This window comes from Mycobacterium sp. SMC-13, assembly GCF_045311035.1.
In the GTDB taxonomy this organism is placed as follows: Bacteria; Actinomycetota; Actinomycetes; order Mycobacteriales; family Mycobacteriaceae; genus Mycobacterium.
The window spans coordinates 1-20406 of record NZ_JBJIAI010000045.1; the positions used below are offsets into that span (position 1 = coordinate 1).

Below are 20406 nucleotides of genomic sequence, written 5' to 3' on the forward strand. Positions count from 1 at the left end.
GACAACCGGACCTGGCACCCCGACACGCCCCAAATCGCCACGGCGGCGGCTTGACACGGTCATTGAGAGTCCTTTCGATGGCGGGCAGAGCTGTCAGCAGTGCGTCAAGAAGTGTTCGAGGACCTTGGCGCCGAACTGTAGTGCGTCCACGGGTACCCGTTCGTCGACCCCGTGGAACAGCGCGGCGAAATCCAGTTCGGGCGGCAACCGCAGCGGCGCGAAGCCGAAGCACCGGATGCCCAGGCGGACAAACGCTTTCGCGTCCGTGCCACCGGACATCATGTAGGGCACCGTGCGGGCGTCGGGGTCGACGGCCAAGATCGCGGCGTTCATCGCGTCGACCAGGTCGCCGTCGAAGGTGGTCTCCACGCTCGGCAGGTCCCGCTCCCAGGTGCGGGTGATGTTGGGGCCGAGCAGCGCGTCGAGTTCACGCTCGAAGGCCTCCTTGCGCCCCGGCAGGACGCGGCAGTCGACCATGGCCTCGGCGGTGGCCGGGATGACGTTGGCCTTGTAGCCGGCCTTGAGCATGGTGGGGTTCGCGGTGTCACGCAGCGTGGCGCCGACGATGCGCGCGATGCCACCCAGCTTGGCGATGCTGCCCTCCAGATCGGGCGAGGTCGGGTCGAGGTCGTAGCCGGTCTCTTCCGAGACCGCCGCCAGGAACTGCTCGACCGACTCACTGAGCACCAACGGGAACTGGTGCCGGCCCAGTTTGGCGACGGCTTCGGCGATCTCGGTGACGGCGTTGTCGTCGTGCACCATCGAGCCGTGCCCGGCGCGGCCGCGGGCCGTCAGCCGCATCCAGGACAGGCCCTTCTCGGCCGTCTCGATGAGGTACAGCCGGCGTTCGCCGCCCTCCTTGGTCGGCACGGTCAGCGAGAAGCCGCCGACCTCGCCAATGGCCTCGGTGATGCCGTCGAACAGGTCGGGCCGGTGGTCGACGAGCCATTGGCAGCCGTAGGTGCCGCCGTGCTCCTCGTCGGAGACGAAGGCGAAGACGAGGTCCCGGGGCGGGACGATGTTGTTGCGTTTCAGATGCCGCGCGACGGCGATCATCATGCCGCACATGTCCTTCATGTCGACCGCGCCGCGGCCCCACACGTAGCCGTCCTTCACCGCACCGGAGAACGGGTGCACGCTCCAGTCGGCGGGCTCGGCAGGCACGACGTCGAGGTGGCCGTGGATCAGCAGGGCGCCCCGGTTCGGGTCGGCGCCTTTGAGCCGTGCGAACAGATTGCCGCGCCCCGGCGCCCCCGCCTCGACATACTCGGTGGTGTAGCCCACCTCGCGCAGTTTCTCGGCCACCCAGCGGGCGCAGTCTTCCTCGCCTTTGGTGGTCTCCGGCTCGCCGGTATTGGACGTATCGAACCGGATGAGGGAGCTGACGAGGTCGACGACTTCGTCTTCGGGCGCAGTCACAGTCACATTCGTACCACCTCGGTTTTGGACTGAGCACCTCGATCCGTTAGCCTAAGCTGCCCGGCCAGACGGCTGGGCAGGTCCGAGTGGCGGAATGGCAGACGCGCTAGCTTGAGGTGCTAGTGCCCTATTAACGGGCGTGGGGGTTCAAGTCCCCCCTCGGACACATCCGGCGACACGACTTAGGTCGGCAGTCGCCCTCACTTGCCGCAGGTGCGGGTCGTAGTCAAGACGCAAACCCAGACTTGCGTACACCTGAGCGCGTTCCGCTCCGGTTGCCTTGCCGAGCACCGCCGCAAGCCCGCCCAATTCTCCGACCAACTCGCTGATCTGCGCCGCAGACATCGCGTGGGGTCGCTCCACATGCTCAAGACGCGCCTTCAGCTCGTCGCGCTCGGCCGTCCGGCGGCGGAGCGCAGCAGTCAAATCCTCGACGGCCACACCAGACTCCACCGCAGCGACCAGGGCGGCGATCTTGCTGTTCACCTCGCTGAGCTCACGCTGCAAGGCGGCATATCCGTTTCCTGCCGCCGGGTCCAGGTCTTGCCCTCGCGCGAGGTCTTCCGGATCGGCCAAGGTGGCGATCCATTTATCCAGTCGCGCGGTCACCTCGTCTTCCCGGAGATACACCGTCCGCGGGTGATCACTCAGGTCGACAGGTACCGAACGCGACTTGCCGAGCTCGCATCGGTAGAGAATGCGCGTTGTCTGCTTCCCTGGTCGGGCGGCCCCCTGCATCCGCCGGCCACATGCGGCGCAGTACAGCAGCCCACGAAGCGCATAGGGCACGGTCGATTCTCTGCTGCAGACGAGCCCAGGCCCTCGGCGCGCCTGTGTCCGAAGACGAACGGCCTGCGCCAGCTCGTCTGTGATCAGCGCTTCGTGCGTACGGCGGTCCGGTGCTATCCAGTCGGCCTCAGCACGCCACCGCATACGGGTTTCATACCCAGCGGCGACATCGTCGGGGTTGACCAGTACCTCGTATTTCTCCTGCTTGCCCCAAACGCGGACGCCTTGATACGCCGGGTTGTCGAGGATGGCGCGGATAGCCGAATGAGACCATCCTCGCGGGTCACGGTGCGGGTTCCTCGCGGGGTCATATTGGCTTGGCGACGGCACGCCGTCGTCGGTGAGCTGTTGCGCGATGTAACGCAGGCCCGCTCCGTCGGCGTACATCCGGTAAATCCGCTCGACGGTCGGTGACGTGGCGGGGTCGGCTTCGAGGCGGTGCAGCCGTTGCCCAAGATTTGCCTTGGCAATGTTCGGGTGTGGGCCCGCGTCGACGAGCCGGTAGCCATACGGTGGTCTGCCACCGAGGTATCTGGTTGTGTCCTGCGCGAGTGCCGACATCGCGGCGCGGACACGCATCTGGATACGCGCGCGCTCGCCCTTGCTCATGCCACCGAAGAGCGTCATCACGAGGTCATGCGCCTCGGAGCCGGGGTCGACCGCTCCACCGACCTCGGGTACCCACAACCCAACTCCGTAGTGCGTCAGCACAGGGAAAGTGAGCGCGAACTGAGGCCCATAGAACGCGCGGGCGGGCTCCCCGATCACGACAGCATCAAAGCCACGGCCACGAGACGCGACGTCATCAAGCAGACGTGATGCTTCCGGCCTTCGCTTCCAAGGCAGCGAACGGCTCTGTCCCACGTCGAAGTAGTCAGCCGCCAGGACTCCCCTGTGCGGAGTGATCAGGTCCAACGCGCGGCGCTTCTGCCAGCTTCGGCTCGCCTCCGGGTCTTGAGCATCCTCTGTGCTCACTCGGCCATAGAAGGCGAACCTGAGGCTCATGCCACTTCCCTCCCTGATGCACGCATCCGGTCCCGTACAGCCAGTATGACGTTGATCAGCGCGCAGTTGGCTTCGTGCGGAAGTCGAAACTGGTTGACTAGATCAATTTCAACACCTCCCTCTGACAGGTTCGGCGCATCGCATTCCGATCGACCATGCGCGGGCCGAGGACCTTTCTCAGCCATCACATTCCCCCGCCGGGTCCCAATGTTTGTCACCGACTTGGCGATGCCGTTCAGCAAGTCCTTCCAAGCGGGCGTCGATATGACGCAGGCTTGCCGAAACAGCCAACACGCGGTCGCCTACGGTAGCGTGTCCGGCGCGGTCGAATTCCCACCCGATGTCTTCACTAATCTGCGGCTGAGCATGTTGGTCCACAACGTGTTTCGTGTTGTTCTGACGAGACCATTGAGCGCGTTGGCTGCGCAGCGCGCTCATGGTGGTGGAATAACGGCGGGATTTGGTGGTGATGTGGCCTCGATAGCCGAGGGTGTGCAGCCATCGGTCGATCCCCACCAGAGCCGGGGTGTTTCCGATGCCGGACTGGGTGCCAGCAAGCACAACGATGGTGGTCAGGATCGACCGCACGTGCTCGGAAACATCAAGGGAAGCAATAGATTCAGCGGACAGGCGGCGGGCGGCGATACCGAAGTCCTGCAGGGATTTGGTGACGTACTTCGCGAGATAGCGAGCGACACGCCGCGGCGTCAAATGATCACTTGCCATAGCGGTATCCGAGTCTTCGTTGCCAGATGGTGCGGCTGCGGCCAGAGGCTGGGTATCGATCTGAGTGCCGAACCGCACCAACACAGTGCCGCTTGCCGTATCAAGATCACCAATTTCGGCAGGGGCAGCAACCGTGATGGCGATCTGGCGCGCGACGCGGTTGATCAGTGCTGCCAGAGCCGGCGCGGTGATTGGCGATTGCCATGGTGACTGTGCGTTGTGACGAGGCTCCGCGCCACCGGAGGTGGCACGGCCGTAACCAGTGTGGTCACCGGCCGTGGTGGTGTCGTTGACAGGGTCGAGGCGAATAAGGGCGTGGATGTGAGGAATGGCGCGGGCCTGCAGCTCCACGACTTTCACGAAACTCACCTTGACCGAGTCAGGATCGGCCCCGACGGTCTTCAGTTCGCACCGGGCGGCACGACGCAGCGCGATGGTGAAGCGGCGCCAGAGTTCGGGGAGGTACCAGGTGAACAGCACATGACTGATGTAGTCGTAGCAGTCAATGCATAGGGGCTGCCCGATCAGCGGGTCATCTCGGCAATGGGTGGTGCTGCACCACAGGGGCTTTCCATGCGGGCAACGCCGGTGTCCGCCATCTCTGGCGGCATCTCGGCACGCGGTCTCAGTGTGGTGGTGCACCGCGCCATATCCCGGCGCGGTCAGCGTGACGAACACTTGCGGATGTCCCACGATCGTGGCGGGGACGTCGTGGTGACCGCCAGCGGCGCCGGCGTGCACAAGTTGCCAAGTGTCCCTGGCGTAAAGGTCTGAGCAGGACGGGCAGACCTGGGCGCGGCGGTTGTTGCAGCGCGTCCACACCACCTGATGCCGGCCGTGGAGGTCAGCGCCGCTCAGTTGGATGGGGTGAGCACAGAACCCGACCGATTCGGCGCGACGCCACCAAGCGTCGAAGCCGGGTGATGATGCCCGCCGGACCATGTCACGCACCACCCTGTCCACATCGACGCTGGCGGCGGTGGCGGGCATACCTGGCAGCACCCACTCCGGGTTCCCCACCGCTCGGTCCGCTGAGGCTGTGCCGGTCACGACTTCTCCTGGTTCCCGGATGCGGTGGTGCGTGGGTGTGGTGCCCGAAAGGTGCGAGCCAGGGTGCTGATGTCACGGTCCGTGACGTGGAACGCCCGGATGCGGGTGGGCGTGGCGGTGCCGTCAGTCATCACATACCCGACACCCGGAGTGTGATCGCTAATGTCGTCGCAGACCGCGCCAGCGTCGCGGGCACCCTGCCCCAGGACCATCGCGGTTTGGGTGGCTTCGGTGAGCCGCAATCCGACCCGCACAGTGAACAGCTGGCGCACCGGGAGGGTGTCCTTTGCGGGGTCTTGGATGGCTTGCAACCACCGAGATGCCGACTGCACGGCCCTGGGATAGCAGCATGCCCAGGAGCTGTTCAATTTCTACGCGGAGTTTCCGATCAGTGAGATAGGCAGTAAGGGCAGCGATTTCGTCGATAACGACGACCAATAGCGGATCAGCGACAGTAGGTGTGTGTAGCCGGGTGTGGCCCCGCAACCGATCAGCGCGCCGGTGCATCACGTCGACCAGCGCGCGCAGCAGTTCCAGGGTGGCATTGCCGGCGTCGTGGGTGAACGCGGTGAACATAGTGGCGCCTGCGCCCAACTCCATTCCACCTTTCGGGTCGATCACGCACAAGCGAACCCGCCCGGTGCGCACGTGTGGTGCCAGGCCTGCGATCAGTGACCACAGGACGCTGCCCTTACCGGAGCCAGTAGCCCCGGCCACCAGAAGGTGATGCCCCAACACGGGTACCCGCCACAGTTGATGGCTGTCGGTGACCCCTGTCGGTATAGCGCCGCAATCCACAGGGGTGGCAGCGGTGGGCATAGGTAGCGCAATCGGGTCAGCCAGCGGGTCGCCGCGCACAATGGTGACACGCATCCGACCGGGCGCGATAGCGGTCACGGTGACGCGTTCGGCACGCCAGGCCGCAGCGAGCGCGTCAGTTTGCTTCTGCCAGTTGCTGATTGACTGACCGGTCACTACCGACACATCGATGGTGTCGGTGTGGTCCCCGATCGCGATCACCCGCAGGGCGGGAATATGTTCCCGCTCGCCGTGCTTGGTGGTCAGGCCGTGTAGCGCGCAGACCTGGGCCCAGGCGCGTTGATAGCGTGACCACCGCAGATAGGCGTGCCAGGGTGGGTTTAGCACCAGATGCTCAAAAGATTCCTCATCAAGGAATGCCCAACCCATGTAGGCCGCAACGAACCCGGCCAGGGTGAACATCCCAATGTTGTACCCCTGCCAGATGCCGACCCCCAGCGCGACCGCGGCCGGGACCCCGAGCAGCGGGAAACGTAGCGCCCACCACAGCAGGTGGCCGAAGGCGGTGACGATCGAGATAAGAAGGTCGCCGACCCAGTCCTCGTTTTCTTCGTTCCGCTTGTTGTTGCTTGCCGTGTTCGACATGCCGTCCTGTCTTTCGTGAAAGTGTCTGTGGGAGTGAGTGATCAGCCCGCCGACCGCCGCCACCTCTGCAGCGTGGTAGCCGGCGGGCCGACCTTAGGCGCGCTAGGAGCGCGGCGGCACGGCTTTTGCGTCGGCGACGGTAATGGCATCAGCCCCATAGGCGATTCCGTTCTTGCCATTTTGGTTCCACGGCAACGCCACCAGGTTCGATACCGTGACGGATTGCCCCACAGTGACTTTCGGTTCACCAGCCACGGTCACCGCCAGAATCTCGGCCCCGTCTGTATCGAGGGCCATAAGCTGCACCGCATACAGCGGCAAGCCAGTACCTTTGTCGATTTTCGGATGACCCGATTCGAAATCGATTCGCGCCTCAGCACTTTTCGTGCACATCCACGAGACCGCACTGGTATCGATTTTCAGTTTCATTGCTTCCCTGTCCTTTTCGTTGTCACGTCGCGCCCTGAGCGAGCGCTGAGATCACTACACGTGGACATCCCGGACATTCACAGAGACACCGAAGGACATCGAAGACACGTTGGACATCGGCGTGGACATTCGCGGACATGCGTGCGGACATGGCCATAGAACTGTCCGGCTGTTCCGCGCGCAGTTCGATGATGTCAACGCCAGAGATGGGGTTTATGTAAAGATCGTGGTCAGTCGCTGATTTACGGGTCGAGCGACTACCGCACAGGGAGGGACGGTGGCATCGTGGCGCTTACACCCGACGGCGACCTACCGTCCTCCAAAACCAAGAACGTTGCACTCGACCGGGCGCTACGCGCTAAAGGATTGTCCCCGCGCCGGCTTGCCGCGCGCATAGGGATTCACGAAAAGACGGTGCGGCGCTGGGCCACCGATGCCGATTGGCACGTCCAGCGGGAGAATGCCCACGCAGCAGCCCGCGAGCTGGGGTGCACACTGCATGACCTGTGGCCATCCCAGTTCCCGGCCGAACAACCCACCAATCGGCCCGTTACCAATTCCGCAGCAACGTTCAGCCCGACGATGTACGCAACCCGCACCCAGGTCCCAGTTCAGCTGTGACAGAGGCATTTTTCCAGCGCCAAGAAATCAATCGATATTCTGGAGTTCGCCGCCACGTTCTTGTTCGACACTCTCGATGGTTTCACAACCACCCTGGTCGAAGCCGCCAAACGCGGCGCCCAGGTGCGTTTTCTCGTCGGCGACCCCGGCGGGGACAACATGATCCTGCGGGGTGAGGAGGAAGGTATCGGCGACTCTGTCATGGCCCGCACTCGCAACTCCGTGGAACTGCTCGCTCCCCACGTCCAGACCCCGGGTCTGCAGGTGCGTACCCACCAAACAACGCTCTACACATCAATTTTCAAGGTCGACGACAGCATGCTCATCAACTTCCACGTCTACGGCTCACCAGGGCGCGACAACCCGGTGATGATCTTCTCTCGTACCGACGAGCCGCGACTGTGGGCGACATTCGTGGACGCGTTCACCCGCGTCTGGGACCAAGCACGACCACCGCCGAGACCGTAAGAATCCACCGCGACACGAGAGGCCCTACCGATGGCCCGGACCGACTATTACAACGATCCCCACCCCCAACAGTGTGGTTCCGTCCGCGTCGGCGATCGTCACCGACGAACAAGGTCGTATCCTGCTGGTCAAACGCCGGGACAACACACTGTGGGCTCTGCCCGGTGGCGGCCACGATATCGGAGAAACAATCGAACAGACCGCTATCCGGGAAGTCAAAGAAGAAACTGGGCTCGACGTGCAGGTCATTGGCCTGTCAGGCGTCTACACCGACCCCGCACACGTGGTTGCTTTTTCCGATGGCGAAGTGCGTCAACAGTTTTCCCTGTGCTTTACCACCACGGTCCTGGGCGGGCAGCTCGCGACCGACCATGAAAGTACCGACGTCGCCTGGACCGACCCGGCCGATATAGGCGCGCTGGACATGCACCCCTCAATGCGGCTGCGCATCACCCACTACCTGGACCAGAGGTCGGCACCCTACCTCGGATAACCAGGCCGGCTTACCGCCACGATTGCACCCGCCCCACTGCCGCAAGCAATTCCTCTCGCGACAAACTGACCGCCCGATGCAAGGGGTCTTCGGGCCCATACCGCTCCATCACCTCGTCCAAACGCGCTGCTGCAGACACCGGTGAACCGTCGGGGCCGGTCGTCAAGTCGCAGAACGTCAGCACGTCCAGAATCTCGGCGGCGGGCTCGGCGAACTCTTCCAGCCCTTCGATTCCACGCACCTCAGCTTCTACTGCCGCACCCGTATGGAATGCCACCAACGACACAACCGCCTCGGGAAAGCCCTGCGAGCGCAGGAACCGCGCGCCGTCCAGCGGGTGAAAACCAGTCTCACGCAGGTCCGACGCATACCCAATATCGTGCAGCCACGCCGCCGCCACCAGGCAGTTTCCGGTCTCGACGTCCAGGTGCGGCCGCATCCGCTCGGAGGCCGCCGCCACGGCCTGCACGTGAGCCCAGCGGCGCGGCAATCCGGAGAGATGCCGCTCAGCCAACCGCCTTGCACGCTCCGCCGGATCGCTACTCATGACACCAGCCTACGAGCCGGCCCACAAACCGCCGTCCTCAGACGCAGAATCGCTCGCCGCGTTCAGCGCATCATCTTCAGCCTGACTTCAGACCGGGGCGGCTACCGTCCGCTGGCGCTCCCGTTCGCCGCCCCGCGAAAACACCGGCCGGCACCACTCAGATCCCGAGCTACAACGCGTCGTCGAGCGTCATTCAGTCGGCTCGTCGCGGGCAAATGACCACCCTCGAACGCCGTCAATGACGATCGACCCGACCACGCAACTCACCGACGTGATCGCGCCTCAGTCCATTCCATGCACACGCGGCTTTGACCTGCGATGTGAGAACTTTCTTTACTGGGGTCAAGCCTGGGTCCGCCGCCTACCCCGAGCTGACGCCAACGTATCTATTTCTGGGAGTGCGGTTTCCGTTCCAGGGTCGTCGGCCCCGCAGCTGCGATTCCAACAGCATCGTGCTGGGCCGCTTCGATAACATCCACGGCCTCACCGATAGCGCCGGGCGGCCATTGCGGTTCAGCCAAACCCACCGGCTGCGCCATACCCAGACCACCGAATTGCACCGCGGGCGGGGCGCGGCCGGCCATGACTTACGTTGTGCCTACCGGCTCTCGGTGTGCCGGCGCGGTGGCGGGTGCCCGGCGCCGGGATGGACGTTGAGGCCACCAGCTGGCTTGACCGAGCAGGGTGGCGATAGCCGGAACGGTGAGGGTTCGCACCAGGAAGGTGTCCAGAAGCAGCCCGCAGCCGATGATCAGCCCGACCTGGAACATGATCGCCACCGACCCGATCATCAGGCCGAACATGCTTGCAGCGAAGATCAGGCCGGCGGAGGTGATCACTGATCCAGTGTTGGCGACGGTACGCAGCACCCCGACGCGCAGGTTGGCCGTGGATTCTTCACGCAACCGGGACACCAGGAGCATGTTGTAGTCGGCGCCGACGGCGACCAGGATGATGAACGCCAATAGTGGTACGGGCCAGGCGATTTGGTAGCCGAGAATCCACTGGAACACAATGACACCTATGCCCAGGGAGGCCAGGTAGTTCAGGATCACGGTGCCCAGCAGGTACAGCGGGGCGATGATGGCACGCAGCAGCGCCACCAGGATCAGCCCGACGATCACCAGGGTGGCGATAGCCAGTTGGGTGAAGTCCGCAGACAGCAGGCGCTGGATGTCGGCGTTGACAGCCGGGAACCCGGCGACCGCCACCCTGGCATCGGCCAGGGTGGTGTTGGGGCGGGCGGCGTTGGCGACGTCGGTGATCTGCTGGGCCAGGCGCATCGCTTGAATGCTGTAGGGGTCGGCGTTGGTGTCGATGGCGAAGCGGGCGGTTTTGCCGTCGGGTGAGACGAAGTGTCTGGCGAGGTCAGCGAATCGCCGGTCATCGAAGGTGGTGGCGGGCAGGAAGAAACCAGCGGCGGCGTCCGAGCCGGCGGTGGCGCGTGCCGAGTTCTGCAGGGCGGTGGCGATCGTGCTCATGCCGGTGAGCATCTGGATGTTGCTGTCGGCCAGGGCGTGCACCCCGGTGGCCAGCGCGCGCGACCCCGTGGCCAGTTGGCCGATTCCTTGCTGCAGCCGGTGGATGTTGGCGGCCAGATCGGCGGGGTCACCGAGGGTTTTGAACGCGGCGTTCATGGCGGTGACGGTGTGTTGAATGTCAGTGAGGGTGCCGGTCACGGTCGCATCGGTGGCCGGGTTGTAGTGGTCTCCTAGTGTGGCGATCTGGGTGAAAAATCCGTTGTCGCGCAAGGTGACCAGGACCGCGACTTGGTCACGGATTTGGGCGCATTCGGGGGTCGCCACACACCACGGGGCAGCGTTGAGGGCACCGGCCAGCGGGTCCAGGACACCGATGGCGTTCTCGGCGCGCTGGGCCAGGGGGCGGATGCCGGGGCCGGCTTGGATGGCCTGATCCACACCAGGTGCGGTGGCCGAGAGTTGTTGCAGCAGTGGGCCGAAACGCTGCATGCGGGCGCCGGCAGTGGAGGCCTGAGTGAGCACACCGCCCAGGGGTCCCATGGCGGTGCGCACGGCGGTGTCGAGTTGGGCGAGGCCGTCGGCGAGTTGGTCGGCCCCGTGGGTCAGGGCGTTCAGGTCGGCGCGGTGGGCGTTGGCGTCGGTGACCGATTGGGCCATCTTGTCGCCGATCTGCCCGTTCTGCCAGGACAGTTGGGCTTGCTCCAAGCGGGCGCCCGTGGGTCGGGTGACACCGGCGATCGAGACGACGCCGGGCAATTGAGCGATGCGGGAGGCCATTTCGTCGAGGTCGGCCAGCCCTTTGGCGGTGCGCATGTCGGTCGGGTTCTGCACCACGAGGAATTCGGCCAGGACCATGTCTTTGCGGAAGTGCCGGTTGAGCAGTTGGTAGCCCTGGTTGCTGGCGGTGCTGGCGGGTTGGCCGGCGCGGTCGTCGTAGCTGATGGTCATCGCGGTGGCCGCGGCGGCCAGCAGTCCCAGGATGAGCAGGCTGGCGACCAGCAGCGGTACCGGACGGCGCACCACCGCGACAGCGACGGCATTCCAGTAGCGGCGGGTGCGGTCGGGTTTGGGTTCGCCGATGCCGCGGCGGGCCGCCACGGCCAGCACCGGGGGCAGCAAGGTCACCGTGGCCACAAATCCGACGGCGACGGCGACCGCGCAGGCCGGCCCCAGTGCGGCGAACACGCTCAGCGTGGCGAACACCATGGACAGGAACGCCAACGCGACGGTGGCCGCCGAGGCCAGGATGACGCGGCCGATGCTCGCGGTGGCCGTGATGACCGCCGCCTCCGGTGGCGTTCCGGCGCGGCGTTGTTCGTGGTAGCGGCTGATCAGGAACACCGTGTAGTCGGTGCCGGCGCCGAGCAGGATCGCGGTCATGAACGCCACGGTGAACTGCGAGACCGGCAACCCGGACTGCCCGAGTCCCGAGAGCACGCCCCGCCCGACGGCCAGGCTCAGCGCGATGACCAGCAGCGGCAGCAGCGCGGTGAACAGTGATCGGTACACCATGAGCAGGATCAGCGCGATCAGTCCGGCGGTGGCGATCGACACTAACAGCAAATCGTGTTCGGCAGAAGAGATCTGGTCACTGAACGTGGCCGCCGGGCCGGTGACGTGGGCACTGACCCCCGATCCGGTGAACACCGCTGTGGTGATGTCGCGCACCGCGCCCACCGATTCGGCCGCAGTGGGATCGCCGAGCGCGCCGGCAATGCCCACCGGCAGGTACCAGGCTTTCCCGTCCCGGCTGACCGCCTGGGTTCGGGTGACCGGATCGGCGAGCAGATCCTGCACGAGCAGCACGTGGGCATGGTCGGCGCGCAACCGCTCGATCAACACCCCGTACCGCTGACGTGCCTGATCGCTCAGCCCGGCGGGGTCCTCCATCGCCACGAACAGCATCGTTTTGGAGCCCTGCTCGCCGAACGCGGTGCTCATCCGGTCCACGGTCTGAAACGAGGGCACATCGCGCGGAATCAGGTCCACCGACTGGCGGCGCACCACCGTTTCCAGCTGCGGGAACAGCAGGGCCAGCAGCACTGCCGCGGCGATCCACCCGCCGATCACCAGAGCCTTGTGGCGCACCGTGAACGTCGCGAGGCGCCCGAGTCGGGCGCTGTATTCCGACGACGCGGACGGGTCGGTGACCCGGCCCCGCCGCGTGGTGCCAGGCCCGTCGGTGCGATCACTCATGCTGCCCCTGCCGTCAAAACGGAACAAAAAGTATCGCTTCGATACTAATTGTTCCATTTCCGGCAGGGAAGCGTTCGTGCATAGTTTTTCCGGCTTCGGGCGCCGAATTAAGTTGCGGCAGCGTTATTTTCGTGGACGATAACGATGCCGGCGCAGCCTCCAGCCCGGCCCTGGCCTGGCGTTTAGACGGCGATACCCCGACACACCAGGGCGGTGATCGCCGCGGTCTGGGCGATCAGAACGTCACGGTCGGGTTTGTGTCCGTAGCGCAGGGCGATGCCGAAAGGGATCGCCACGATCGACTCGGCGGTAGCACCGATGTCGAGGTCGGGGCGGATGTAGCCGCGGTCGATGCCGTGGCGTAGCGCCGCACCCAGGATCGCGGCGCCGCTGTCATACATACGGTGAAACCGCTGCGACATTTCCTGATCCACCCCGGCGGCCTGCACCACGATCAGCTGCAACAGCCGCGGCTCTTCGGCGAGGACATCGGTGTAGGCCATGCCGATTGAGGACAGGTACTGACCGAACTCCTCGATGGAGGTGACCAGGCACGGCGTGGCCTCATCGATGGCAGCGCCCAGCCGGCCGTTGACCTGTCGCACCGCGTGATCGACGATGTCGCGCTTGTTCTCGAAATATCGGTAGAACATCGAGTGCCCCGAGCCGAGCCGCGCGGCGATGTGGCTGATCGAGGTCTGGTGATAGCCCCGCTCAGCGAACTCGGCCAATGCAGCATCAATGACCTCTTCGCGGACCAGCTCGGCGCGTTGGGCGCGCTGACGATCAGCCATCGTGGAGCGCGGTTTGCCCACCGCCGACGCCGCGGCCGTGGAGCTATTGGTCCGCTTACCCATCGCCAGCCTCCCGCACAAGTGGAACAAAAAGTATCCCTCCGATACTAGTTGTTCCACGTTCGCCGGGCGCAGCGTTCGTCAACAAAATTTTGGCGGCCCACGGCGGAGTCGGCAAAGCAATTAGCTTGCGGCAGCGCCAATATCACCGATGGGGAGGTCATGGCGCACGATGCGGACCTGCCCCGGCGGCAGGCAGGCCATGTAGCCGTGCCGTTTGCCGTACAGCTCCCAGGAGGCCCGGTCGCCATCGGGGGTGACATCGATACCGCCCCCGGTCGACAGCACAAGATGCAGCGCGCCGTCGTCGTCGCATTCGGCGTGGGCGCACGTCGCGCCGGCCATGTCGAGCAGGGCGCGGTGCTGCGGCGCGAAGTTGTGCGGGTCGATCACCACCTGTTCCTCGGGATACAGACCCACCGGCGGCAGGGTCAATTTCATCGCGGTGGCGATCACCAACTCGTTGTAGTCGTCGAAGTCGAGCACCAACCCCTCGTGCAACGAAACCCGCTGGATGGTGCAGTGCGTGATCCAAAGAGTGTGCATGACCGGCTCCTTTCGGCACGTCATTGTGCACACTCATGGTACAAAAAGTAGCGCAGCGATACCACAAGTTCCGCTATCGAATGTCGGTGCGCAGCAATGCCCCCAGCAGATGGCCGACGGTGCGGTCGATGCGCTCCCGCGCATCGGCGGGGGTGACCCGCCCACTGATCACGGCCGTGAGGTTGGCCAGCCAGATGTCGGCGATCAGACCGGCCAGGTGTCGCTCGCGCGGCGTAGGCGAGGGTCCGCCGAGCGCGCGGGCGAACATGTCCTCGATCACGCCGACGGCGTACTGCACAGCATCGGCCGCGCCGGTATCGGCCACCACGAACGCCCGCACCATCGCATCGGTCAACGCGGGCTCGTCCAGCCACCGTTGATGCAGCCGCACCGTCAACTGCGCCCAGCGCTGCGGTGGGGTCAATTCATCGGCGCTCCAGTCGAATTCGGCGTCCAGGCGCTCAATTTCGCGGGCCAGCACCGTCACCAGCAGATGCGTCTTGGACGAATAGTGCCGATACAGGGAGCTCGCGGCCGTGCCGGCCCGCGCAGCAACCGCACGCATGCGCACACCCTCAAAACCGTGCGCCGAGGCGATCTCCAGCGCCGCGTCGAGGATCTCTTCGCGGCGGCCCGCGACGACCACCGGACTCGGACGCACCGGTGGCGGGCGCAAGTACGTATCAGGCTCGCTCATCTGGACATCGGGCACGCTCATCGCGGCCCACTATCGCGCTCGACGCCGCCGCCGGCGGCGTGGCGCGCGAGGTCGGCGAACATCTCCGTGAACCCGGTGATGTCGCCGTGCGCGGCGAAATGGGCCGCGTCCACAGCGATAAAGACCGCCGCCGCGGTGAACCTGGTGACGCCGTCGCTGCCCACCCCGGTTCCCTCCACGCGTAGCACCCGGCCGCGACGATCCACGACGCGGGCGCGCACACGGTGGGTGTGGTGCAGCGGGACCGGTTGCAGATACTCGATCGTCAAGCTGCGTGTTACCGCCGGGGTGCCGGCGATCCACAGCGTGAAGCCGAGCACGTCATCGCAGGCCGCGGCGATCGCGCCGCCGTGGGCCAGACCGGGAGCACCGATGTGCCGTTCATCGAAGGTCACATCGGCGAACACCTCCGTGCCGTCGCGATAGGCCGTCAACCGCAGGCCATGCGGATTGTCGGGGCCACATCCCATGCACACCGGGGTGTGCGCGGGAAGTTGTTGTGGCACATCCTCATCGGCTACCGAGTCGCTCACGCGGCACCCGCCGGCTCACTCGAACTGGCCGGGGCGGGCACCACCGGCGCAGCCGCCTCGGGTGGCGGTGCTGATCGGCCCGGCGCCCACACGGCAACGATCAATGCCGACACTGCGCTGATCATCGCAAGCACGAAAGCCCCTGTCGCGCAACCATGAACAAACGCCAACTTCGCCTGCGCGACGGCAGCGTCAGCCGCGGGACCGACATGAAGCGCCGCTTGTGCCGCGGCCGCCAGTGAGTCCTCGAATGCAGCGCGCAGCGGCGACGGCAGGGCAGCCGCGGTCGCGCCGACCCGATCGCTGTAGCCGGCGGCCAGCACACTGCCCGCGATGGCAATCCCCATCGCCGCGCCGACTTCGCGGGCCGCATCGTTGACCGCCGCGGCCACCCCATGCTTGTGCACCGGGGTGGCGTCCACCACCGCTGCCGTCGACGGCGCTGTACACAGACCCAAACCGGTCCCCAGCGCCACCAGGGACCACACAATGTCTACATAACCCGAGTGCACGTCGAGCCGGCTCGCCAGAAACATCCCGACCGCCAGCATCCCCAGACCACCCGCCAGCATCACGCGCAACCCCCAGCGTGCCGCCAGCTGCGGTGCCGCCACCGAGACCACCACGATCGGCACAATCAACGGTGTCAGCGCCAACGCCGACCTGATCGGCGAATACCCGCTGATCAGCTGCAGGTACTGCACCAGCAGGAAAAACACCCCGAAAATCACCACGAAATGCAGCACCAGCGACACCGTGCCCGCCGTGAAACTGCGATCGCGAAACAACCTCATGTCCAGCAGCGGGTCAGCACGCCGCAACTCCACCACCGCGAACGCCACCAAACATCCAGCGGCGCAACCAAACAGCGCCATCACCACGGTGTCCGTCCAGCCGCGATGCGGCGCCTCGACAAGAGCGACCACCAGCAGACCGATCGCCAGCGCGATCACTACCGACCCCACCACGTCGATACGAGGATGGGCACCCTCGCGGGAAGTGGGCACTCGCAGCGCCGCGACCAGCAGCAGCACCGCCGCGGCGGCCAGCCCCACGAAAATCGCCCGCCACGACCAAAGTTGCAGCAGCACACCAGAAATCAGCACCCCGACCACTGCACCCGAGGCGGCCACGCCCGCCCAGATGCCCACCGCACGTCGCCGCTGGGCCACCCCGAACTCACCGGTCAGGATCGACAACGTGGACGGCATCACCAACGCCGCACCCACCCCAGCCGCCGCCCGCGCACTGATCAGCCACCACGGGGTGTCGAATGCCAACGGCACCACCGACGCCGCCGCGAACACCGCCAACCCGGCGATCAGCACGCCCCGCCGGCCATAACGGTCGCCGACCGCGCCCGCAGGCAAGACCAGGCACGCGATCGCCAAGGTGTACCCGTCGACTACCCACGTCAGCTGGCTCTGCGTTGCCCCGGTATCAACGGCAATGTTCGGCAACGCGGTATATAGGGCCGCCATCGAACCAATCACCAGCGCCACCGCGGCACACGACACGACTAGGGTCCACTGCTGCCCACGCGAGAATGATCTCTGCTGATCCGGCACGCTCAACACCCCTGTACATTCAGTTTCGCTGCGCTACTCGATGTACCATAACTGAGGTTGTCGACGAACACACCCGGGATCAGCAAAGGAGCCACAGTGAGAAATCAGGCCCCGCCGATACCGGACGACTATGACGAGGACATCGATCCGCGCCGCACGCGGTCACGGAACCGACTGCTCGATGCCGCCGCCAACCTACTCAAGACCGGCGGCGTTGAAGCAGTCACCATCGACGCGGTCACCAAGGCATCCAAAGTCGCCCGCACTACCCTCTACCGCCACTTCAATAGCTCCACCCAGCTACTCGCAGCGACCTTCGAACGCTTACTGCCGCAAGTCATTCCGCCCGAACCCACCAGCGGAACTCTGCGCGAGCGACTCATCGAACTGCTGTCACGCCAAGCCGACCTCCTCGCCGAAGCGCCGGTGCAAGTCACCACCCTCGCCTGGGCGGCCCTGGGCCCCGCCGAAACCCCCAGCGCCGACTCCGAAGGCACCCCGCACGCCAACGCTCACGCGCTGCGCTCCCGCGTCGTCGAGCAATACCGGCAACCCTTCGACAACATCCTGCAAAGCGCCGACGGCCGCCGAGAACTCGGCGACCTAGACGTCGAGCTCGCCATCTGCCAGCTCGTCGGCCCCCTCGTCTTCGCCCGACTGACCGGCATCCGCGCCATCACCCACAACGACTGCATCCGCCTCGTCGACACCTTCATGGACACCTACAGCGTCAACCCAGCCACAACAAGACCCGACGCCAGCTAGAACCAGCGAGCGTCCCACGGATGGAGTGTTCGCAGTAGGCGCACCGCCCAACCCGCATTCACCCTTAACGGAGAACATCAGCGGACGTCACTGCTCCCGATCAGGAACTCCGAAGCCAATGCCTCGGAAAAACACCAGATACCCCGGTGAGCACAGCGCTTACTACATAAGATCTGCAATGCAGCGGTGAACGAAAGCCCCTTGCATCCGCCGACGAGTTCGCGATCCCACTCGACCGACTCGCCGATCTGAGCGAAGTCCTCTCCGCCTATCAAGGCGGTTCTTCAATTCGTCCGTTCGGCGGTCCGCTGACCCATCGAGACCGTCGACGCACAGCTCGCCAAACTCACCGCTGGAGAAGGTCCGGGCGGAAAGCCCACACTGCGGATAGCGACAGCTACCCGAACGGCGTGACTGCGCACGGCATCACTACCGGCCACCCGTCACCATCGAACTTGCCAACGGAGTATCTCGTTAACGGTGTTTCCGGCGGTTTCCATCAGTAGGTCGCGGCTGCCGGGAATCGGTCGCCGAACGTGATTGCAAACGCGTCGAGCGCTGGCTTGCACCGCATCACCCATCGTGCCCTGCCGTGATCGCTCGGTGGAAGCGGGCGATCAAAGACTCAATAGCATTGGCGCTGCAGATGACTCGGCAGATTTCCACGTCGTAGTCCAGGAACGGGATGAAATCCGCCCAGGCGTTGCCCCACAACCGAATCACCGCCGGATACCGCTGGCCCCATTTTTCAGTCAGATCGTCGAACGCGGCCCGGGCGTCGGCGGCGTTGATCGCGGTGTAGGTCGGTTTGGTGTCCCGCTTGATCTCGTCCAAGGACTTGCGGGAAGTGAGCCGAAAAGTGTTGCTGTTTCTCGTAGCCCAGGTGCTCGGTCATCTCTTCATTGAGCGCGATCTCGAGCACCGCTTTAGTCATCTGTTTGAGCAGTCCGTCCGGACCGGTCAGCGATGGCCCCTGTTGCTGGGCCAGCCGCACCAGCTCGACCGCAGCCTGCTGCGCAGCGGAGGGCCCCGACTTTTTCTTCGCCACATCCAGTGGCGTCATCACGGCACCTTCCTCGCCGAGCTTCGCTCAGCGTGTCAGGCCGGAAACACCGATAAATCCACAGTCCCGAAGCTCTGGACACAGCTGACGCCCGGCGTATCCATCGATCATGGCTCGGAGTGGATTCTTCGCACTATTCTTAGCCTGCTTGCCGCCAGCGGGCCCCGAGAGCGCAGCGGAGACGGATTACGCGGGTACGACGAACGGCCGCTAATTCCCGCGATCGCCTCCAGCAGTAACGATCGCGCAACGGAACAACCTTGACGTACTGTCTCATCAGCAATCTATGTCTTGAAAGGCTGAATATGCCGGTGAACTTCGCCACATTCAACGACCGTGTCGCCGAACAGTTGAAGGACTCCACAGTGACCGTCGGCGGACTCGCGGGCTACCTCGGTTTCCGACACACCGAGTTCATCGCCGGCCGACTGGTCGCAGAAATGGACGCCCGAGACGACTTGAAGACACCGTTCGGCAACCTGCACGGCGGCTGCCTGTCCGCCATGGTTGATCACTGCCTCGGTGTCGTGTTCTACCCAGTCATCCCTGAGGGCTCATGGGTTGCGACAACAGAGTTCAAGCTCAACCTGCTTCGGCCCGTATCCGCCGGCAAGTGCGTCGCAGTCGCCGAGATTGTCGCGCTCGGGAGAACCAGCGGCGTTGCTCGGATCGACATCACCAACCAAAGTCGCGCAGTATGTGTCGCCCAGGGCACTGTGACGATCGTGGGCCTGAAGCCGACCTCGTGATCAATGGCGAGCGGAAGGGCTAAAGGGTGACCGCTGCGCTTGAGCGCGTGCCAACCAGCGACGGGCTCACTCTGGCTGTTGACTTCTACCGCTGTGCCGCACCTCGCGCGGTTGTATTGCTACTCCACGGCGGCGGTCAGAGCCGACACGCCTGGGACGTCACAGCACTGCTTTTGCGCGCGCGGATTCACGGTGGCCGCGTATGACGCACGCGGGCACGGTGACAGCGACTGGGATCCCACAGGCCGTTACGATCTGAATCGGCTCGGATCCGATCTGATCGCAGTACGGCCGTACGCGAACCTGGGACGGCCGATCGTGGCCATCGGGGCATCCCTTGGCGGCCTCACCATTCTCGGCAGTCACTTGCTAGCTCCGCCAGACTTGTGGGACGCCGTGATTCTTGTGGACGTCACACCACGTATGGAGATGAAAGGCGCACGGCGCGTCGTCGCCTTCATGTCGGCGCACGCCAACGGGTTCGACAACCTGGAATCCGCCGCCGAGGCCATCGCGGCATACAACCCGCACCGCTCGAGACCGAACAACCTCGACGGACTTCGAAGAGTCCTACATCAACGAAGCGACGGCCGGTGGGTGTGGCGTTGGGATCCCGCGTTCGTGGCATCGAATTTCCAGTTTCTCCAAGGCGACCAGGCAGCCGGGACAGCCGAATTCGAGAAGATGAGCACTTTGTTGGTCGACGGTGCGCAGCGTGTTACGGCACCAACACTCCTCGTGCGCGGGTTGCTGTCCGACGTGGTATCCGACGAAACTGTGAACGATTTCCGCGACCTCGTGCCGCATGCGCGCACTGTCGATGTCACGGGCGCAGGCCATATGATCGCCGGCGATGACAACGCTGTCTTCTCGGAAGCGGTGCTCGATTTCCTCGACGACCTCGTCTAGTGTCCTGAGTCATTAATTACGATCTAGCTGTTAGACTGGGTCGTGCCGACTCCGCGTGCTGCCAAGATTGTGT

The 20406-nt window shown here is 64.8% G+C and carries 14 protein-coding genes, 1 tRNA gene and 5 pseudogenes; 6 read left to right on the top strand and 14 right to left on the bottom strand.

Going from position 1 to position 20406, the window contains the following annotated elements; all coding sequences use genetic code 11:
* Positions 1 to 93: 93 nt before the first annotated feature.
* A complete protein-coding gene (locus tag ACJH6I_RS30400; protein ID WP_318987366.1) occupies positions 94 to 1425 on the bottom strand; it encodes a M20/M25/M40 family metallo-hydrolase in 1332 nt (443 codons plus the stop codon).
* 74 nt (positions 1426 to 1499) lie between these two features.
* Between ACJH6I_RS30400 and ACJH6I_RS30405 the strand changes: the two genes are divergently transcribed.
* Positions 1500 to 1585: transfer RNA gene (locus ACJH6I_RS30405), tRNA-Leu, on the top strand.
* Here the strand turns inward: ACJH6I_RS30405 and ACJH6I_RS30410 are convergent.
* The 4 genes and pseudogenes from ACJH6I_RS30410 to ACJH6I_RS30425 all read right to left on the bottom strand — a co-directional run bounded on the left by ACJH6I_RS30410 (position 1567) and on the right by ACJH6I_RS30425 (position 6822).
* The gene (locus ACJH6I_RS30410) at positions 1567 to 3213 is read right to left on the bottom strand and encodes a recombinase family protein (RefSeq protein ID WP_318987367.1); all 1647 of its coding nucleotides are present in this window, start codon (positions 3211 to 3213) and stop codon (positions 1567 to 1569) included. The genes ACJH6I_RS30405 and ACJH6I_RS30410 overlap by 19 nt on opposite strands.
* A gap of 177 nt (positions 3214 to 3390) precedes the next feature.
* Positions 3391 to 4929 carry a replication initiator gene (locus tag ACJH6I_RS30415; protein WP_318987368.1) on the bottom strand — a complete coding sequence of 513 codons (1539 nt, stop codon included), beginning with the start codon at positions 4927 to 4929 and terminating at the stop codon, positions 3391 to 3393.
* 56 nt (positions 4930 to 4985) lie between these two features.
* Positions 4986 to 6393 (bottom strand): annotated as a pseudogene (locus ACJH6I_RS30420) (FtsK/SpoIIIE domain-containing protein).
* Between the two features lie 102 nt (positions 6394 to 6495).
* A complete protein-coding gene (locus tag ACJH6I_RS30425; protein WP_318987369.1) occupies positions 6496 to 6822 on the bottom strand; it encodes a hypothetical protein in 327 nt (108 codons plus the stop codon).
* Positions 6823 to 7107: 285 nt separating this feature from the next.
* On the opposite strand from ACJH6I_RS30425, the pseudogene ACJH6I_RS30430 reads away from it, so the two are divergent.
* Both ACJH6I_RS30430 and ACJH6I_RS30435 read left to right on the top strand, forming a co-directional pair.
* Positions 7108 to 7911, top strand: a pseudogene (locus tag ACJH6I_RS30430) (hypothetical protein).
* Between the two features lie 30 nt (positions 7912 to 7941).
* Positions 7942 to 8404 (top strand): annotated as a pseudogene (locus tag ACJH6I_RS30435) (NUDIX hydrolase).
* A gap of 10 nt (positions 8405 to 8414) precedes the next feature.
* Here the strand turns inward: ACJH6I_RS30435 and ACJH6I_RS30440 are convergent.
* From ACJH6I_RS30440 to ACJH6I_RS30470, 7 genes are all read right to left on the bottom strand, one after another.
* On the bottom strand, positions 8415 to 8951 hold the full coding sequence (locus tag ACJH6I_RS30440) for an HD domain-containing protein (protein ID WP_318987370.1): 537 nt from the start codon (positions 8949 to 8951) through the stop codon (positions 8415 to 8417).
* A 587-nt stretch (positions 8952 to 9538) separates the two neighbouring features.
* Complete coding sequence (locus tag ACJH6I_RS30445) at positions 9539 to 12628, bottom strand: RND family transporter (protein WP_346414621.1); 3090 nt, start codon at positions 12626 to 12628, stop codon at positions 9539 to 9541.
* A 182-nt stretch (positions 12629 to 12810) separates the two neighbouring features.
* Positions 12811 to 13485, bottom strand: coding sequence for a TetR/AcrR family transcriptional regulator (locus ACJH6I_RS30450; RefSeq protein WP_406776282.1), 675 nt, complete (start codon positions 13483 to 13485; stop codon positions 12811 to 12813).
* Between the two features lie 120 nt (positions 13486 to 13605).
* Positions 13606 to 14028, bottom strand: coding sequence for a DUF6188 family protein (locus tag ACJH6I_RS30455; protein WP_318986918.1), 423 nt, complete (start codon positions 14026 to 14028; stop codon positions 13606 to 13608).
* Positions 14029 to 14101: 73 nt separating this feature from the next.
* Positions 14102 to 14725 (bottom strand): TetR family transcriptional regulator, encoded by a 624-nt coding sequence (locus ACJH6I_RS30460; RefSeq protein WP_346414622.1) that lies wholly within the window; start codon positions 14723 to 14725, stop codon positions 14102 to 14104.
* 17 nt (positions 14726 to 14742) lie between these two features.
* Complete coding sequence (locus tag ACJH6I_RS30465; RefSeq protein WP_318986950.1) at positions 14743 to 15216, bottom strand: PaaI family thioesterase; 474 nt, start codon at positions 15214 to 15216, stop codon at positions 14743 to 14745.
* Between the two features lie 59 nt (positions 15217 to 15275).
* Positions 15276 to 16847: an MFS transporter gene (locus tag ACJH6I_RS30470; protein WP_406785117.1), complete on the bottom strand. Its 1572-nt coding sequence runs from the start codon at positions 16845 to 16847 to the stop codon at positions 15276 to 15278.
* A 96-nt stretch (positions 16848 to 16943) separates the two neighbouring features.
* On the opposite strand from ACJH6I_RS30470, the gene ACJH6I_RS30475 reads away from it, so the two are divergent.
* Positions 16944 to 17612, top strand: coding sequence for a TetR/AcrR family transcriptional regulator (locus tag ACJH6I_RS30475; RefSeq protein ID WP_318986951.1), 669 nt, complete (start codon positions 16944 to 16946; stop codon positions 17610 to 17612).
* 499 nt (positions 17613 to 18111) lie between these two features.
* Here ACJH6I_RS30475 and ACJH6I_RS30480 read toward each other — a convergent pair.
* Together ACJH6I_RS30480 and ACJH6I_RS30485 are read right to left on the bottom strand one after the other, a co-directional pair.
* Positions 18112 to 18476 (bottom strand): annotated as a pseudogene (locus ACJH6I_RS30480) (transposase); the annotation flags it as partial.
* The gene (locus ACJH6I_RS30485; protein WP_406776281.1) at positions 18361 to 18675 is read right to left on the bottom strand and encodes a transposase; all 315 of its coding nucleotides are present in this window, start codon (positions 18673 to 18675) and stop codon (positions 18361 to 18363) included. The gene ACJH6I_RS30485 and the pseudogene ACJH6I_RS30480, both read right to left, overlap by 116 nt.
* Before the next feature lie 311 nt (positions 18676 to 18986).
* Here ACJH6I_RS30485 and ACJH6I_RS30490 point away from each other — a divergent pair, with 311 nt between their 5' ends.
* Both ACJH6I_RS30490 and ACJH6I_RS30495 read left to right on the top strand, forming a co-directional pair.
* On the top strand, positions 18987 to 19424 hold the full coding sequence (locus ACJH6I_RS30490; RefSeq protein WP_061003656.1) for a PaaI family thioesterase: 438 nt from the start codon (positions 18987 to 18989) through the stop codon (positions 19422 to 19424).
* A gap of 26 nt (positions 19425 to 19450) precedes the next feature.
* Positions 19451 to 20333 (top strand): annotated as a pseudogene (locus tag ACJH6I_RS30495) (alpha/beta fold hydrolase).
* Positions 20334 to 20406 lie beyond the last annotated feature (73 nt).

What these genes read in the sequence shown, in the direction of transcription:
- ACJH6I_RS30450 (WP_406776282.1), bottom strand. Translation starts at nt 13,485, where the DNA reads ATGGGTAAGCGGACCAATAGCTCCACGGCCGCGGCGTCGGCGGTGGGC.
- ACJH6I_RS30455 (WP_318986918.1), bottom strand. Translation starts at nt 14,028, where the DNA reads ATGCACACTCTTTGGATCACGCACTGCACCATCCAGCGGGTTTCGTTG.
- ACJH6I_RS30465 (WP_318986950.1), bottom strand. Translation starts at nt 15,216, where the DNA reads ATGGGATGTGGCCCCGACAATCCGCATGGCCTGCGGTTGACGGCCTAT.
- ACJH6I_RS30460 (WP_346414622.1), bottom strand. Translation starts at nt 14,725, where the DNA reads ATGAGCGAGCCTGATACGTACTTGCGCCCGCCACCGGTGCGTCCGAGT.
- ACJH6I_RS30415 (WP_318987368.1), bottom strand. Translation starts at nt 4,929, where the DNA reads ATGCCCGCCACCGCCGCCAGCGTCGATGTGGACAGGGTGGTGCGTGAC.
- ACJH6I_RS30485 (WP_406776281.1), bottom strand. Translation starts at nt 18,675, where the DNA reads ATGACGCCACTGGATGTGGCGAAGAAAAAGTCGGGGCCCTCCGCTGCG.
- ACJH6I_RS30425 (WP_318987369.1), bottom strand. Translation starts at nt 6,822, where the DNA reads ATGAAACTGAAAATCGATACCAGTGCGGTCTCGTGGATGTGCACGAAA.
- ACJH6I_RS30440 (WP_318987370.1), bottom strand. Translation starts at nt 8,951, where the DNA reads ATGAGTAGCGATCCGGCGGAGCGTGCAAGGCGGTTGGCTGAGCGGCAT.
- ACJH6I_RS30445 (WP_346414621.1), bottom strand. Translation starts at nt 12,628, where the DNA reads ATGAGTGATCGCACCGACGGGCCTGGCACCACGCGGCGGGGCCGGGTC.
- ACJH6I_RS30410 (WP_318987367.1), bottom strand. Translation starts at nt 3,213, where the DNA reads ATGAGCCTCAGGTTCGCCTTCTATGGCCGAGTGAGCACAGAGGATGCT.